This is a genomic window from Alteromonas portus, assembly GCF_005117025.1.
GTDB lineage: Bacteria > Pseudomonadota > Gammaproteobacteria > Enterobacterales > Alteromonadaceae > Alteromonas > Alteromonas portus.
Genome location: NZ_SWCO01000005.1, coordinates 95,105 through 111,027, shown reverse-complemented (window position 1 = coordinate 111,027; position 15,923 = coordinate 95,105). Strand labels below are relative to the sequence as shown.

Below are 15,923 nucleotides of genomic sequence, written 5' to 3'. Positions count from 1 at the left end.
ATGTTAAGCACAATTCAGCAGTTGCTAGAAAAACAAGACACACAAACACTTACCGCTGCCTTGCTTCATTCAAGCCGCTGGCTTTTAGGAGAAAGACTGCACTACGGGCCAATTCAGCAGCGGGGTTTAATGGCTAATTGGCTTGATATTACAACGCATTTTGAGACCGTTGAATTATGCGCGAAGGTGCAAAGTGGTGATGTTGAAGCAGGCGTATTTTGTCTTTCATCAGCATCAACAACCACATACTTTATTGTAGAATGCGAACATCGCAATGGCGCTATTAAGCAATTACTTCAATGGGTAGACAGTGCTTCGCTTGCGGGGCGCTACAATACAAAAGAAGCCCCTGGCGATGACAACTCGATCTCGCTACCTTTTTGGCCCGAGCCAGACCCATTACAGCTGAGCGAATTTGACCCTCAACTTCATCTTATGACAACCCATGCGGGCATTAACGATGTGGTTGCAAGTAACACTAGCGATAAGAGCAAGGCGCTACTGTCGCAATGGTGGCAAGTGTGGCAAGGCTTCGACACTGCTGGCATCAAAGAGCTATACAGTGACGCTACCCATATTAGCGTAAATAACCAAGTGTTAAACAAAGAAGATTCCCCTTCTGTCTCGTCTTGGCTGACTCAACTTGAGGGAAAGTTACACCGCCGCTACTGCCAGTTGGAACAAGTAATAGCTGATGAAAGTAACGCGCTAGTTAGATGGCGAATAGATGCAGACCTGAAGACTGATAACGGCCTAATACGTGTGCGCCTGCCCTTAGCAACCATGCTTACGTTTAACGAGAATAAGATTACTACTGAGTACTGGGTAGTTGATTCTATCGCGTTTGAAAAACGTTTTGGTGCCCCCCTTCCCTTTTAACACCCCTTTTAAGGCTAACGTATCAGCTTCCAGTCACTAAAAATTGATACGTTAGAATTTTGCGCCTCTCCGTGTGTAGAGGCGTTTTTTTGGCTTTCTATTAGTGGTGATTGAGAGGTTGAGGAGTTTGTTTTTTTGGCTTTTTTTTGATTTAAGGGGCAGCTATGAGCGTATAGCGGACATGGGGTATTTCTAACTCGCAAGACCTCTTCAGACAATGAGGAACGGACGCTCAAATTGCTTCAGGTTCGAGTGTTCTCAATATTCACTAACTACTGAAATCGGACACTTACGTTTGTCTGCAGACCAGCCCTTGTGTGTACAAAACGAAAGTTGGCTTTATCTTGATTGCGACTATTTTGATATTGAAACTTCCGAAGATTATTGGAACTCTAATACCGTTCCATATTTTTTGGAGTGATACAGCCAAAACAAAAAAAACGTGAAGCCACCTATAATTGTCCAAAGTATATCGTGCAAATCAAATGTAGCTCTAGGCAGAAAAATCTGAGCAAGCTCCCAAATAATTAGCCCTGATTGACTAACGATTAAAACGTATATGTGAGCATATCTTGAGGTTAGAATGGAACTTTGCTTATTGAAAACATGAGGTAATGCCGGATAGAAAAGACAAGGAATTCCGAGTGCAGGTAGGTAGTTTGGTATGAAACCTAAAATGTAAATTATGATCTCAGAGTTACCAGTGTAATTTGCTCTCACCGTATCTTCAAGATAAGTAAATCCAGCAAAACACAATGCGAAAACGCCGTAGTAAAGATAGCTTGGTTTGAACTTCATACATGATCGCTCTATTGAGAAATGAAAATGCTCTGCATCATAAGGGATAACAGTAATCATATCACGACTAGACTAACTTGCTGCTCGCTTTACTTTCGACAGATATAACCAAACGCCAAATAACCGCTTTGCACAATTTGCAAATCCTAGCTTTTAGATTACCTCACCGTCCGTTTTACGCACACACCTGCCATTCAAATCAAAGGCACTTTAATAACAGCCAAGTATCTATCACTGCATCATTACCGATAGCATTTAGACAAGAGCCACACAAAAAATCGCAATGTTTATTAAAAAGTCAGCCAAAAGGCTGCTTCAATCAAAACAAAAACGTATAACTCCGTCTTTTTACGCCTTATCAAACGTCTCGCGCAGTGCTTTGGCGCCACTTAACATACAACCGTGGTCAGAACCTAGTAAGAATAGAGAAACGCCTTTTTCTTTCCAGTAGGCCAACTCTTCTAAATTACCCACGAACATGCCCGTAGCTTTTCCTGCCTTGTGGCTTACTTCAACTAAGTGCTCAACCGCTTGTTTAACTTTTGGGGCGTCTGCGCTGGTTTCGCCTAGCGCTACGGTTAAATCCATTCGTCCTATAAACAAGCAATCGACACCGTCAACGTGTGCAATGGCTTCTATGTTGTCAATTGCATCTAAATCTTCAAGCTGTGCAACAATACTAACGTTTTTGCCCGCTTCTAAATTTTCACTCAATGGCTTTGTTGTGTAGCCTGCAAATCGGCTTGAACCTGCATAGCCTCTTCCACCAGCACCGTAGTGACAATGCCTTACGATGGCACTTAGCTGTTCCGCCGTTTTCACATGTGGCACAACTACACCGTCTGCGCCCATATCTAGCACATTTAGCAGTGTTTCTGGGGCATCGTTTGGTGTTCTTACTAGAACAGGCATGTTCCCTGCTCTAGCCGCAAGAATACAGGTATCTAAATCCTGTCTTGAAAATGGTGCATGCTCAGCATCTAAACACAATACATCCATGCTAGCGTGCGCCAATACTTCAATTACATTGTAATGGGGCGTTTTTATGAACGTACCCAAAAGGCTTTGCTTGTTTTTAAGCGCTTGTTTAAGCATGTGCTGCGCCTCCGAAAAAGTTATACAAATGCAGGTTCACTTGTGCGCTTTGCTCAAGCATTGCGAAATGCCCCGCGTCTTCAATCAGCACCAATTCGCTATTTGCCGCCAGGCTATGCATTCTTTGCTGTTCTGAAGGCGGACAAAGTACATCGTTGCAACCGCCAATTATCAGCATTGGATGTGCGCAATTAGCTAACAGTTCGCTAGCATCCGGGCGCGTTGCAAGAATTTCGAGCTGGGCTCTATAACGCTCAATTCCTGTATCCTGCGCCATCTGAGCAATTAATTTCATTAATGCTTCATTGGGTTTATGTAGATATACATTGCTAAACTGATCGTGAATAAGCGTTTCTAAACCATGCGAAACGGCATAGTTTAAATGCTCGCTTCTGGCTAATCGCCCTTGAGGTTTGTCTGCATGTGCATTGCTGTCTAGCAATGCTATTTTTTCAATTCGCTCGGGAACGCGCGCTAAAAGTTCAAACGCCACCATACCGCCCATTGAAAAGGCGCAAATGCTGAATGGCTCGCCTTCATCAAAAAGACGTAACGCGTGACTGGCAACATCGCTCAGGTTGTTATGCTGGTCATACTCTAAGGTAATGCACTGATGACCAGCATTGGTTAAGGTCGTTATTTGGTTGGTAAAAACGTTTCCGTTACAAAGGGTTCCGGGTATAAATAATAGTTTACTCATTATCTCTTGGCGCAGCGGCCACTGAGTTTCCTTCAATGAGCTTGCCCGGCCAGTAACGTGTCTCTGGCGGTATATCAGGGCTCTCAATTAAGTTAACCAGGGTTTCTACTGCTGCTTTTGTCATAAAATAGGTTGGCTGACTTACGGTCGTCAGCTGGTAGCTGTGCCATGAAGAAGCACTGATACCATCAAACCCAACAACTGAAATATCTTCAGGTACCCGTAAATTCAGGTTTTCCCGTATTTCGTCAATGGCACCAATTGCCATTGTGTCGTTGGCACAAATAATTGCAGTAGGAAGCGCATTTTTTTCGGCATAAGCACTTAAGCACTCTCTCGCCGAGTCATAGCTGTAGTCGCCATAAACCACGTTAGTGTCGGTAAATCCATGAGATAGTAAGGCATTCCTTGCACCACTTAACCTTGCGCGGGCCACATCAGAATCTTTTGGGCCAGCCATAATTAAGAAGTGCTGATGATGATGGCTAACTAGAATATCCACCAACATGCGAAGGCCTTGGTCATGGTTACAACATACCGAGCTTACACTGTGATCAGGAAGCTCACGGTTATACAACACCACTGGAATATTGTGTTTAGCAAACTGCGTGACACTGTCGGGTTCGAAGTGCGCGGTAAGCGCAACTACACCGTCGACCTGGTACGCTAATATTTGCTCAATAACCGTTTCTAGCTGCTCTGCGTCATCAAGTGTAAATAACAGCACCCGCTTGTTTTTCTCAGCGATGTGTTTATTTAGCTGTGCCAACACTTCGGGGAAGTTCACATTAGCTCGCGATGAAATAATTACCGCAATCATGCCCGTGCTTTGGTTTATCAACATGCGTGCAATGGCGTTAGGTTTGTAGCCTAACTCCTCTGCGGCTTTTAGCACTTTTTCACGGGTTTTCTTAGATACGCTAACGCCCGGGCGATATACCCGCGACACTGCCGACTGAGAGACTCCTGCTGCGTGGGCAACGTCATATGACGTCACCCTATTTTTTTTATTCAATTATTTTTTTCCGTAACGACGTAATCGAATGTCAGCCTGTTCTTTGTGACCTGCAAAACCTTCAATTGCACATAAACGTGAACAATACTCGCCAACCATCACTGAGGCTTCTTCCGTAACACGCTGGTATGTACAGGTTTTTAAGAATTTACCAACCCATAGACCTCCAGTATAACGACCTGCGCCCTTCGTGGGTAGAGTGTGGTTTGTACCAATACATTTGTCGCCATAAGACACATTGGTTTCAGGGCCTAAAAACAGTGCACCGAAGTTACGCATGTTCTTTTGAAAGTACGGCACGTCTTTCGTCATAATTTGAACGTGCTCAAATGCTAGGTCGTTAGCGACCTCTAACATTTCATCATAGGTGTCACATACAATGACTTCACCGTAATCTCGCCATGCGACAGAGGCCACATCTGCAGTAGGTAGAATAGTTAACTGGCGTTCTACTTCGGCCATAGTATCTTTACCCAGTTGCTCGCTGTTGGTAAGCAACACGGCCGGAGAATTAAGCCCATGCTCAGCCTGCCCTAGCAAATCCGCCGCACATAATTCGCCATCAACACTGTCGTCAGCAATAACTAACGTTTCTGTTGGACCCGCAAAAAGGTCAATACCGATGCGCCCGAACAATTGACGTTTGGCTTCCGCGACAAAAGCATTGCCCGGCCCAACAATCATACTTACCGGTTCAATAGTATCAGTGCCCACAGCCATAGCGGCAATCGCCTGTACACCACCAAAGGTATATATTTCATCTGCACCGGCTAAGTCCATGGCTACAATTACGGCTGGCGCGGGTTTACCCTGAAACGGAGGAGTGGCAGCAATTACCCGTTTCACGCCAGCCACCTTTGCCGTAACAATGCTCATGTGTGCTGAAGCTACCAGCGGATACTTACCACCGGGTACATAACAACCCACACTGTCTACCGGAATATTTTTGTGACCAAGCACTACACCGGGCAGTGTTTCAACTTCAACGTCTTTCATAGACTCACGCTGAATGGTCGCAAAGTTTCGAACTTGTTCCTGCGCCCATTTGATATCGTTAATCTCTTGCTCGGTTAATTGCTCATAGCATGCATCAATTTCTTCACGGCTCAACCTAAAAGACTTCGGAGTCCATTTGTCAAATTGACCAGAATATTGCGAAACGGCTTCATCTCCGCGCTTTTCAATATCGCTAATTATATTTTCAACTATCTCTTTAACTTTCTGATTATCAATTGCTTTTTCTTCTGCCTGCTTGCCTTGCTTCAAGTACTTGATCACGGTCTACTCCTCTACAAAGGTGAATGAGATGTTACATTAATCGAACAAATATTTATCTTGATCTTCACCAAAAATTACATAAGAATGACTTCGAATGCAATTATTATTTTGAGGTGACATGTGGCTTTCTCTCAAGACCTATTAAAAGACAAGACAATTTTGGTTACAGGTGCGGGTAAAGGCATTGGTAAAGCGTGTGCTTTATTGGCTGACGCATGTGGTGCAAATGTTATTGCTGTGGCGCGTACCGAAAGTGACCTTGTGGCGCTTAAGAATGAGAGTTCAGAAAGGCTAAGCTTTTGGGTGGGAGATGTTCAAGATAAGGCGCTTTATGAAAAGATCCAAGCACTTCCCCTCCTCCATGGGTTAATCAATAACGCCGGAACGAACCGCGTTGCGCCAATGCAAAAACAGAGCGATGAGAATATTGACGATATTTTGAATTTGAATATTCGCTCTGCATACAAAGTTGCGCAGGCCGCTATTACGCCAATGCTTAAAAGTCAGGCTCCATCCATTGTTCACATGTCATCACAAATGGGCTTTGTGGGCTCTCCTGGCCGCACGCTTTATTGCTTAAGCAAACACGCAATTGAAGGCTTAACGAAAGCCATGGCTGTGGAACTGGCGCCGAATAATATTCGCGTCAATAGCGTAGCGCCAACATTTATTAAAACACCAATGACTGAGCCGATGCTTCAAGAACCAGCGTTTGCTGAAATGGTGATGAACAACATTCCCTTACAACGCTTAGGCAGCGTCGAAGACGTTGCTAACGCGTGCATATTTCTACTTAGTGAATTGTCTATGACCACCACGGGTAGTTGTCTTAAAGTCGATGGCGGTTGGACCGCCCATTAAATACGAGGTATCACTGTGTCAGTATTATCCGAGCGTTTAGTCCGCTATGAAGAATTAATCCCATGCCGCAACGCGTTTATCGATACGCGCTCGCCAGGCAGTGATCAAAAAGAGAACTTCACCATAATTGGTCCAGGTGTCGCAGAAAACCCAGACCAGCATGTTCACATTGCTATTCCGCACGGCTTTAACATTGGCGGAGCTCGTCAGCCTCCCGGCTGCCTTAACTCGCAGCATAGCCACCTAACCGAAGAAGTATTTGTTGTGTCTCAAGGTAGCTGGCACTTTACTACTGGCGTTGAAGGCAACGATGCCGTAGTGCGTATGGAAGAAGGCGACATTATTTCTATTCCTATGGATTTGTTTCGCGGTTTTGAAAATGTAGGCGACGGCACGGGATACCTTTACGCAGTATTGGGACAAGACGATCCAGGTCGTGTACTTTGGGCTCCTCAAGTTTTTGATATGGCCAGCGACTACGGGCTTGTCTTGCTCGAAAACGGTGGTTTAGTTGATACTACTCTGGGACAAAAAATTCCTGAAGGCGTTGCGCCTATGCCAAAAACATCGGCAGAACAAATAGCGCAACACCGCGTAATTGATGATGAAGAGTTAGAGCAGTGCGTGGTGCGTTTAGCTGATTTTCCGTTTAGCAACAACACGGCATTAACCCAAGGAACCGATGTTTTAGAAGCGCCGCTTATCGGCCCTTCAAGTGCCGATGAAAAGCTTGGTGAAACAAAGCTAAACTGGTCTCATGGATTCTGCGTTCGCGCACTTAAATTCAAGCCGGGTGCTTTTATTACTACGCACAAACGCTTCGAGGAAGAAGTGGTATATGTGCAAAACGGCAGCATCAAAATGCTTGTTGACGGCGAAGCGCTCATTCTTAATAAAGGCGATACATTTACCACACCTATTGGCGCAGCTCGCAGTTTTGCGCAGCAAGGTGATGAGGTAGCATTAATTTATGTGACCCGACGCGGTGACACAGCCAAAGCCCCAGAATTTATTGATTAGAGGCAAATGCGATGTCTACTTTTTCAAATATAGCACTGAAAAAAGCGTTTCTTCCTTTTCGAGAAGCACAGTACGACTTTGACCTCGAAAAGCTAAAAACGCTGGGCGATACCCTTTTTTCACAGGATGCCGCCATTAAGTTTTGTGTGCCTTTTGATGACATGACAGGCCACCGCGAAATGCTAGATAAGGTGTATGCGCCATTGCTGAAGTCTGTCCCCGATCTTGAGCGCCGTGATACCATAATTATGGTTGGCGAGGACGACAAGCAATTGCGCTGGTTAGGTTGCTGTGGTTACTACACTGGGCGTCTTGAAAAGCCCTGGTTAGACATCCCTGCGACTGGCGATCAAATTCATATGCGCTTTCATGAGTTCTATCGTTTTGAAGGCGACACCATAGTGGAAGTTCAAGCCATTTGGGACTTGCCTGAAGTCATGATGCAGGCAAAGTGCTGGCCGTTTAGTCCAAGCTTAGGTACCGAGTGGCATGTGCCGGGGCCAACAACCCAAGACGGAATACACTTGTTTGAAAAAGACAAGTCGCTTACCGCACAGAGCCATCAGCTTGTACTTGATATGCTAAATAGTTTAGGAAAATTCGCCGAAGGCGGTGTTGCTGCCATGAACCTAGACAAATACTGGCACCCTAAATCAAACTGGTATGGCCCTTCTGGTATCGGTACTGGACGCGGTATTCAAGGCTTTCGCAATACCCATCAAGAAGCGTTTTTAAACGGTATGCCTAACCGCGTGGGCGACCCCGCAAACGGCCATTTGTTCTCCGAAAATAATTATGTGGGGTTCACTGGCTGGCCTGGCATGAGCATGACCATTTCAGGCGATGGCTGGCTTGGCATTGTGCCAAACGATAAGCCCATCACTATGCGCAGCTTAGATTTTTGGCGCAATGAGAACGGCATGATACGCGAGAACTGGGTGCTAATAGATTTACTTCACGTATACCGTCAACTAGGTGTTGATGTATTCGCCCGAGTTAAACAGTTGACCCGTAACAAGTATCGATAACTCCCGTTAAAGATGCTTTTTGCCCCGTATTGCTACTTCGTAATACGGGGCTTTTTTATGGGTTTACCTCAAGTCTACAAACTCTCTAAATCAAACGCGCCTTGCTTTGAGAGCTTTTCGTTCAATGGCTTCACTTCTTCACCGAACAAGGTATCTAGCTGTACTTTATACTGCTGCCACTTTGCCTCTAAGTCTTCCAACCGTTTTAGTGCACCAGCTTGTGCAGGCGCGCCTGTTCTGTCGAAGTTATCCATCAGGAAACGCACTTGTCTGTCGAGCATATTAGGCCAGTTAATGTCGTCTTCAAAGGTTTGATGTTTTGGCTGAATAACCAAAGCTTCCCAATCGTCAATTGCACTAACAATGCGCTCGATTGAAGCCGATACATCACTTGCCAGCATTACGTTGTCTTCAGAAACGCCGTTTAATTGCGCTCGCACTTCACGGGCTTTTTGAAGGTGAGCAAACAAATCATTCAGTAAGGTTTCTGTAGCCTGAATGCTCTTTTCAACCACTTGAAGCTGCGCTTTATCTGCTTCTTCCCTTGGGTCTGGAAGTACTTTAAATGTGCGGGTTTGTGCCTGTTCACCTATAGTGATTTTCGCTTTGTAGTCTCCAGGCATAACACGGGCGCCGTTCCAACCGCCAAACAGTTTTACATTCTCGATGCAGTTCAATGGCTCACGTCGAAGATCCCATACAAATTCGTTGTAACCCGCTTTTGTTGCAGGGTGTTTAAATTTAACAGGGCTGCGAACGTCTTCGTTCCCCTTCGCGCACTTCTCAAATGCACTAGGTGCAGATGACAGTGTGCGAACAAGCTCGTTATCGGCGTTAAATATATCAATGCGTAGCGTTTGCTCTTCTTCTAACGCGTCTTTCAGGTAATAACGGAAGGTAGCGCCACGTGGCGGGTTTTTCGCTTGAGGCTGGTCAGTCATGCCACCGCCAGATAGCAAGCGAATGCCATCTACGGGTTCAAACTGAAACAGCGCTTCGCCATCTAGCGACTTGTGCACTTCACGTAGCGGGCTCATGTCGTCTAATATCCAAAAGCCTCGCCCTTGGGTTGCAATGACCAAATCATCACCTTTAACTTGCATATCGGTAATCGCCACAGGCGGAAGGTTTAAGTCTAATTCTTGCCAGTGTTTACCGTCGTCGAAACTAATAAACATACCGCTTTCTGTACCCGCGAACAGCATACCTTCGCGCTCTGTGTCTTCACGCACTACACGAACAAAGGCATCCTCTGGTAGGCCTTCGTCAATACGCTTCCAGCGCTTGCCGTAGTTGTCGGTTTTGTAAATGTAAGGCGTGTAGTCATTTAATTTATAGCCTGCTACCGCAACGTAAGCTCTGCCTTGTGCATGAGGGCTAAGTTCTATGGCATTGACCTGCGCTTCTTTTTTATGAGGGGTGATATCTTTCCAGTTTTTGCCCTCATCACGGGTTATATGCAGCTTACCGTCATCGGCTCCAACCCAAAGCTCGCCTTTGTTAACTGCCGATTCGGCAATATAGAAAACCGTGTTGTAGTATTCGGCCCCGGCTTGTTCATTGGTGATCGGCCCGCCGTTCAGCCCCTGCTTTTCAGGCTCGTTACGGGTTAAGTCTGGGCTAATTTCCTGCCAGTTCACACCGCGATCTGTGGTTTTTAAGATCATCTGCGTGCCATAGTACACGGTGTGAGGATCATGCTTTGACACTAACACAGGGGCATTCCAGTTGGTGCGGTACTTTTGATCACGTGCGTTTCTGCCAAACACATATTCAGGGTAAGGCATAATGGGCCGCGTTAGCCCAGTATCGCGGTTGTATTCGGTTAATGTACCGTTGATTGTAGTGGCGTAAATCAGCGTTGGATCGTCAGGGTTAAACGCAATATGCGCGCTCTCACCGCCGCCCACGGCAAACTGATCTTCTATTCCCATGCCGTCACCCCAGGTTTGAGAAGGCGTTGCCATGGTTGAGTTATCTTGCTGTCCGCCATACACATAGTAAGGGTTTAAATTGTCGGTAATAACGCGGTAAAACTGCGCTGTTGGCTGATTGTAAATGCTTGACCAGGATTCACCGCCGTCGAAGGTGATCGTTGCGCCACCGTCGTTAGCGTTGATCATGTTTAAGCTATTTTCAGGGTTTATCCACATATCGTGGGTATCACCGTGGGGCAGAGATTTAATTTCGAAGGTTTTACCGCCATCAATGGATTTATGCAGCTGCACATTCATCACATACAGGGTATTTTCGTCGTTAGGGTCAACTTTGATGTGGTTGTAGTACCACGCGCGGGCTTTAAGAATATTGTCGCCGTTCATTAACGACCAAGATTTACCCGCATCATCACTGCGATAAAGGCCGCCTTCATCAGCCTCGATAATGGCATACAAGCGCTTCGGATTAGACGCGGCAATATCTACACCGACTTTACCTATAAGCTTAGGGAGCCCTTTTTCTAACTTGTCCCAGCTTTCACCACCGTCTGTTGACTTATAAAGGCCACCACCCTCGCCGCCTGACTTAATAAACCAAGGCGTTCTGCCGTGATGCCACATGCTAGCATAAAGAATTCTAGGGTTAGATGGGTCTATTGCTAAGTCAGCGGCGCCGGTATCGGCGTTTACTTTTAACACATGCTGCCATGTTTCACCGCCGTCTATCGTTTTGAATATACCGCGCTCTTCGTTAGGCCCCCATATATTGCCCTGTACTGCAGCCCAAGCTATATCGGGGTTGGTGGGATGTATGCGAATTTTAGGGATTTGACCGCGTTTATCTAAACCTACCAGCTTCCAGGTTTCACCACCGTCTGTAGATTTATAAACACCTTTTCCGTGGCTAGTGGTTACGCCTCGAATAGGGCCTTCACCAGTCCCTACATAAATAACGTTAGGATCTGAAGGAGCAACGGCGATAGCGCCAATACTGCCTACTTTGAATGTTTTATCGGATATGGCTGTCCACGATAAACCCGCGTTTTCGGTTTTCCAAACACCGCCACCGGCGGTGCCCATAAAATAAAGGTTGGTATTACCTTCAACTCCAGTAACCGCTACCGAGCGCCCACCGCGATAAGGCCCAATAAAGCGATACTCCATTTTATCGAAAAGCTCAGGGTTAACCGTATCTTCAAGTGCGAATGCAGAATGCGAGAAACTAGAAAGTGTGCTTACGCAAATAGCAAGCGCAGCCACCATTTTCCCAGAAATCAGTCTCTGTGAAACCATAAAAAGTGCCTTGTCGTGTTTTTATTTTTTATAAGAAGAACTTCTTATACTGCGTTGTTAAAGGCGTTATGGCAAAAGTTTTTGTAGTGAACATGTTTACACTTATTAGAAACGAAGAACCTAAGCTTCTCTACTCTTATGGTAAATCAGAAGTAGGAAATCCTCTTATAGTGCGTTGCCGTTAACTGGGATATAGATAGAAAAAGACTAATAAAAGCAACCACTGAGAAGTTTCAACATGGATTATTACGTTTATATACTGTTTGATACCAAGACCAACGATGTTTTCTACGTAGGGAAAGGTAAAGGCTTTAGAATCGATCATCACGAAAATGACACTATCGAGAGTGAGAAAACTTCTAAAATTAAAGAGTTACAAGAGGCTGACCGTTTCGGCAAGCGTGTTGTGGGCCGATACCATACAGAGAGCGAAGCCCATGCTGTTGAAACTGTGCTTATAAAGTGGGTTTACGGCTTTGATAACCTTACGAATAAAGTGCATGGCCGTTATTCCGCGCTAATACGAACAATAGGTAATTACGAAACGATCCCAGGTATTGATGTGGAGTACACACCTAACCTCAACGACGGTTCGTTCACTAAAGCTCAGCAAGAGAAGTTTGTTAAAAACAACATTGAGGCCAAGCTAGAATCAATCAAGGAGAACATTGAGCCACTTCTTGAAGGTACCCAATATTCTATGAGTGAAATTATTGGCACGTCACCGGCTGATACTGGTCTTTGGATAAATAACCCTTCCATGGACGTTTCTATTAGGCTAAAACTGCCATTAGCAGGAAGAACAATTAGCCCAGAGTTTGTAAGCAAAAATACAGACAAAGAATCGAAAGCTCGCTTTGCACAGGCCATGGCCCCACTAAAAGTAAACAATGGCAGCGTAGGTAGCTACATTGGATTACAGAATTATCTTGAGCGAGCAGGGATTAATAAAGATATTGAGGTACGCCCAAAAGCCGATGATATTGATGAGATCTTCAATGTCGTAACATTCATGATGGAACAACTTGAAACTAAACACAGTTAGACGATTAAAAAGGCAGGTCCATAGGTTTTATTAACATGGACCTGAACTAATTCTTAGCTTCCTTTTTAAAAATAGTCCCTCAACACGCACTCGCTGTTGGAAAGTTTAGCGACAATTCGGTCGCCAAAACCAGGGAAAAACTCAATAGTAAGAGAAACCCCTTCTCCTCGGCTTTCCATTGGAAAGCCACTTAACCACTTAAGGTAGGTTTCTACTTCACTATCTGTCAGCGCCATCGACTTATTCAGATCATCTTTAGTTGACTGAATAGTCTCTCTGTCGAAGTCACTGCTACTAACATCTTGTTTTTCAGGCTTTGCAGTATTATTCGTTTTCGTACGTGGTTGTGTTTTCATGGCGTTTCCTTCAAGTCATCACTACCAAACTAGATGTTTCTTTGTCATCAACACGCAGATTAAACAAAGTACTGGGTTGCCTGAATAAGCCGTTGTCTTAGCGAGTTAACGATTTCATTGTTCTTCCCTTGTCTCAGCCCGTACAATAAAGGCACTTCGTTGTTACAGCGCCAGTGTTTTTTGCTCGCACTGTGTAATTCGACAACTCATTGCTTAAAGAGACTTTTTTATGAGAATTTTACTTTCCGTTGCCTTCGCTGCCATTCTTGCCGGCTGCGCTACTATTTCTCAATTGGCGGTTTACACTGTGTCTAATGCCGAGTTAGAACAAGTGCTTGATAGCCAATTGAGTAAGCTGCAAAAGCAAACCTCACTTGCTGGTATCCCTCTTTATCTTGATGTGGAAGATATGACGGCGACCATTGGCCCAGATGGCAGGGACGTGGTTCAGTTAGGCGCAATTGCTACTGCTCGAGTAAGTGCCTTTGGCTTGAACTACCCAGCTAAGGTAAGCCTTTCATTAGAAGGCACGCCTTATTACGACAGTGAGGAAAAGGCGATATTTGTGCGCTCGTTGTCGCTACTTGATAGCACCGTTGATGCAGGCGGCTTTAAAGGTAATTTGGCACCTGTGAGCGGCGAATTTATGCAGCTAATCAACGGTTATTTGGCCACGAATCCCGTTTATCGCTTAGATCCTGCGAACAAAGCGGTAAGCATGCTTTCAACCGTACCTTTACAGCTAACCGTTGAACAAGGTCAGCTTGCACTTCGACCTAAACAATAATCATTGTGTAACCGTACCAATTGTCATGTACCGAACGTCGAGTGTTTCAGTCATACTAAGGTAGGCGAAGTCTCGACGCCAAAGAACAAACTTCCGCTTTAGTAAAATAGGCAGGCATAGTGACAGAACGCATTAAAACGCTAGATGAATTTGCACAGCACGTAAATTACTCATTGCTTAATACCCTTACTCCAGACCCGCAGTCGACGTGCGATGGCAACGACCATGACCCGCGCCAAGTTTTCTCGGGCCACTATGTGCCGGTTACTCCGACCCCATTATCTTCGCCCAAATATATTGCGCACAGCGAAACGCTATTTGCCGAATTGGGCTTAGACGATAGTCTGGCTACATCTAAAGATTTCACCCAGCTGTTTTCAGGCGACATGTCAGCAGTGCCCGAACCTATGCAGCCTTTCGGCTGGGCAACCGGCTACGCACTTTCAATTTACGGTACGGAGTACACACAGCAATGCCCCTTTAGAACGGGTAACGGCTACGGCGACGGCCGCGCAATTTCTATCGTTGAAGCAGTATTAAACGGCAAGCGTTGGGAAATGCAGTTAAAAGGTGCTGGTCGCACGCCTTACTGCCGTGGCGCAGATGGCCGTGCCGTATTGCGCTCTAGCGTGCGCGAATTTTTAGTCCAAGAACACATGCATGCTTTGGGCATTCCCACTTCACGCTCGCTTAGCTTGTTTATGTCTGAATCAGACACGGTAGACAGGCCTTGGTATCGCGAAGGGTCTCATTCCTATGAGCCAGAAGTGATGGTAGAAAATATAACGGCCATATCCACCCGCGTCGCTCCTTCCTTTTTGCGCGTGGGGCAAATTGAGCTTTTTGCTAGGCGTGCTCGCTGTAACGAACACAGCGAAGCGTTAAACGAACTAGAAGCCATTGTTAAACACCTTATTGAGCGAGAGTATTCAAGTGAAATAGACACTACAGCGCCGTTTGACGAGCAAGTGGTAACGCTGGCTGAGCTATTTAGAAGCAGGTTAACTCGCCTAGTTTCTAATTGGGTTCGCGTAGGTTATTGCCAAGGCAATTTTAATAGCGATAACTGCGCCGCAGGAGGCTTTACGCTGGATTATGGGCCATTCGGCTTTTGTGAGTTTTTTGAAGCCGACTACCAGCCTTGGACAGGCGGTGGTCGTCACTTCTCGTTTTTAAACCAGCCCATAGCTGCGCAAAAGAACTTTGATATGTTCTGTCGCTCACTGATGCCGCTACTTGAAGGCAACAGTAAACAGCTATCTAAGCTTAACGAGATCAACGACGGTTTTTCTGGCGTGATGGAACGCGCTATGGAGAGCATGTGGGCAACAAAGCTTGGCATTGCCAGCTACGACCACGACTTGCTAATTAAGCTGCTGCAATTAATGCTGCGCACAGGCGTGGACTACAGTCTGTTTTTCCGAGAGCTATCGTCAATGCCTGAAGATATTGCGGGTTTGACGAAAAGCTTTTACTACCCAGCTAAAGCAGAGGTAATGACAGAATGGAAAGCGTGGTTACAAACCTGGCGTGAGCGTATTGAAAAGGACGCAGAAGCACACGATGATGTGGCGAACGCTACTGCTGCTGTAGCAGAGAATATGCGCAAAGCTAACCCTAAATTCACTTGGCGCGAGTGGCTTATTGTGCCTGCCTATAAAGCCGCCGAGAAAGGTGACTTTACCCAAATTCACGAACTACAGAAGATACTTACCGCGCCTTACGATGAGCAGACAGAAGAGGTAGAGAATAAGTATTATCAACTGCGCCCACTTGAATTTTTCAGTGCTGGTGGTGTTGCACACTACAGCTGCTCTTCGTAATAAAGAGC

13 protein-coding genes are annotated in these 15,923 nt (G+C 45.6%); 7 read left to right on the top strand and 6 right to left on the bottom strand.

From position 1 onward, the window contains the following. Entirely contained in the window at positions 1-879 is an 879-nt protein-coding gene (locus tag E5672_RS08475; protein WP_136781805.1) for a nuclear transport factor 2 family protein, read from the top strand. A gap of 1,146 nt (positions 880-2,025) precedes the next feature. Here the strand turns inward: E5672_RS08475 and E5672_RS08470 are convergent. Genes E5672_RS08470 through hisD form a run of 4 tightly spaced genes read right to left on the bottom strand, consistent with a single transcriptional unit; the run spans position 2,026 to position 5,765 of the window. After that, positions 2,026-2,772 carry an HpcH/HpaI aldolase family protein gene (locus tag E5672_RS08470; protein WP_136781804.1) on the bottom strand — a complete coding sequence of 249 codons (747 nt, stop codon included), beginning with the start codon at positions 2,770-2,772 and terminating at the stop codon, positions 2,026-2,028. Continuing rightward, positions 2,765-3,472: an alpha/beta fold hydrolase gene (locus E5672_RS08465; protein WP_136781803.1), complete on the bottom strand. Its 708-nt coding sequence runs from the start codon at positions 3,470-3,472 to the stop codon at positions 2,765-2,767. The genes E5672_RS08470 and E5672_RS08465 overlap by 8 nt, the downstream gene beginning before the upstream one ends. Further along, on the bottom strand, positions 3,465-4,487 hold the full coding sequence (locus E5672_RS08460; protein WP_131137345.1) for a LacI family DNA-binding transcriptional regulator: 1,023 nt from the start codon (positions 4,485-4,487) through the stop codon (positions 3,465-3,467). The genes E5672_RS08465 and E5672_RS08460 overlap by 8 nt, the downstream gene beginning before the upstream one ends. Beyond that, positions 4,488-5,765, bottom strand: coding sequence for a histidinol dehydrogenase (gene hisD / locus E5672_RS08455; protein ID WP_136781802.1), 1,278 nt, complete (start codon positions 5,763-5,765; stop codon positions 4,488-4,490). A gap of 120 nt (positions 5,766-5,885) precedes the next feature. On the opposite strand from hisD, the gene E5672_RS08450 reads away from it, so the two are divergent. From E5672_RS08450 to E5672_RS08440, 3 genes are read left to right on the top strand one after another with little or no spacing between them, the layout of a single operon-like run. Beyond that, a complete protein-coding gene (locus tag E5672_RS08450) occupies positions 5,886-6,626 on the top strand; it encodes an SDR family NAD(P)-dependent oxidoreductase (RefSeq protein WP_136781801.1) in 741 nt (246 codons plus the stop codon). Positions 6,627-6,641: 15 nt separating this feature from the next. Then, the gene (locus E5672_RS08445; protein WP_136781800.1) at positions 6,642-7,646 is read left to right on the top strand and encodes a cupin domain-containing protein; all 1,005 of its coding nucleotides are present in this window, start codon (positions 6,642-6,644) and stop codon (positions 7,644-7,646) included. 11 nt (positions 7,647-7,657) lie between these two features. After that, positions 7,658-8,674 carry an ester cyclase gene (locus tag E5672_RS08440; RefSeq protein ID WP_136781799.1) on the top strand — a complete coding sequence of 339 codons (1,017 nt, stop codon included), beginning with the start codon at positions 7,658-7,660 and terminating at the stop codon, positions 8,672-8,674. A gap of 74 nt (positions 8,675-8,748) precedes the next feature. On the opposite strand, the gene E5672_RS08435 is transcribed toward E5672_RS08440, so the two are convergent. Continuing rightward, the gene (locus E5672_RS08435; protein WP_136781798.1) at positions 8,749-11,904 is read right to left on the bottom strand and encodes a WD40/YVTN/BNR-like repeat-containing protein; all 3,156 of its coding nucleotides are present in this window, start codon (positions 11,902-11,904) and stop codon (positions 8,749-8,751) included. A gap of 238 nt (positions 11,905-12,142) precedes the next feature. On the opposite strand from E5672_RS08435, the gene E5672_RS08430 reads away from it, so the two are divergent. Further along, positions 12,143-12,949, top strand: a complete 807-nt coding sequence (locus E5672_RS08430) for a GIY-YIG nuclease family protein (RefSeq protein ID WP_136781797.1) — start codon at positions 12,143-12,145, stop codon at positions 12,947-12,949. Positions 12,950-13,014: 65 nt separating this feature from the next. On the opposite strand, the gene E5672_RS08425 is transcribed toward E5672_RS08430, so the two are convergent. After that, positions 13,015-13,305 carry a hypothetical protein gene (locus E5672_RS08425; protein WP_136781796.1) on the bottom strand — a complete coding sequence of 97 codons (291 nt, stop codon included), beginning with the start codon at positions 13,303-13,305 and terminating at the stop codon, positions 13,015-13,017. Between the two features lie 229 nt (positions 13,306-13,534). On the opposite strand from E5672_RS08425, the gene E5672_RS08420 reads away from it, so the two are divergent. Continuing rightward, positions 13,535-14,092: a YceB family lipoprotein gene (locus E5672_RS08420; protein ID WP_136781795.1), complete on the top strand. Its 558-nt coding sequence runs from the start codon at positions 13,535-13,537 to the stop codon at positions 14,090-14,092. Positions 14,093-14,211: 119 nt separating this feature from the next. After that, positions 14,212-15,915 carry a protein adenylyltransferase SelO gene (locus tag E5672_RS08415; RefSeq protein WP_136781794.1) on the top strand — a complete coding sequence of 568 codons (1,704 nt, stop codon included), beginning with the start codon at positions 14,212-14,214 and terminating at the stop codon, positions 15,913-15,915. Positions 15,916-15,923: the final 8 nt, after the last annotated feature.

Excerpts from the sequence above, each read along its gene's own strand:
- E5672_RS08425 (WP_136781796.1), bottom strand. The coding sequence starts at position 13,305 with ATGAAAACACAACCACGTACGAAAACGAATAATACTGCAAAGCCTGAA.
- E5672_RS08435 (WP_136781798.1), bottom strand. The coding sequence starts at position 11,904 with ATGGTTTCACAGAGACTGATTTCTGGGAAAATGGTGGCTGCGCTTGCT.
- E5672_RS08440 (WP_136781799.1), top strand. The coding sequence starts at position 7,658 with ATGTCTACTTTTTCAAATATAGCACTGAAAAAAGCGTTTCTTCCTTTT.
- E5672_RS08465 (WP_136781803.1), bottom strand. The coding sequence starts at position 3,472 with ATGAGTAAACTATTATTTATACCCGGAACCCTTTGTAACGGAAACGTT.
- E5672_RS08475 (WP_136781805.1), top strand. The coding sequence starts at position 1 with ATGTTAAGCACAATTCAGCAGTTGCTAGAAAAACAAGACACACAAACA.
- E5672_RS08470 (WP_136781804.1), bottom strand. The coding sequence starts at position 2,772 with ATGCTTAAACAAGCGCTTAAAAACAAGCAAAGCCTTTTGGGTACGTTC.
- E5672_RS08420 (WP_136781795.1), top strand. The coding sequence starts at position 13,535 with ATGAGAATTTTACTTTCCGTTGCCTTCGCTGCCATTCTTGCCGGCTGC.
- E5672_RS08430 (WP_136781797.1), top strand. The coding sequence starts at position 12,143 with ATGGATTATTACGTTTATATACTGTTTGATACCAAGACCAACGATGTT.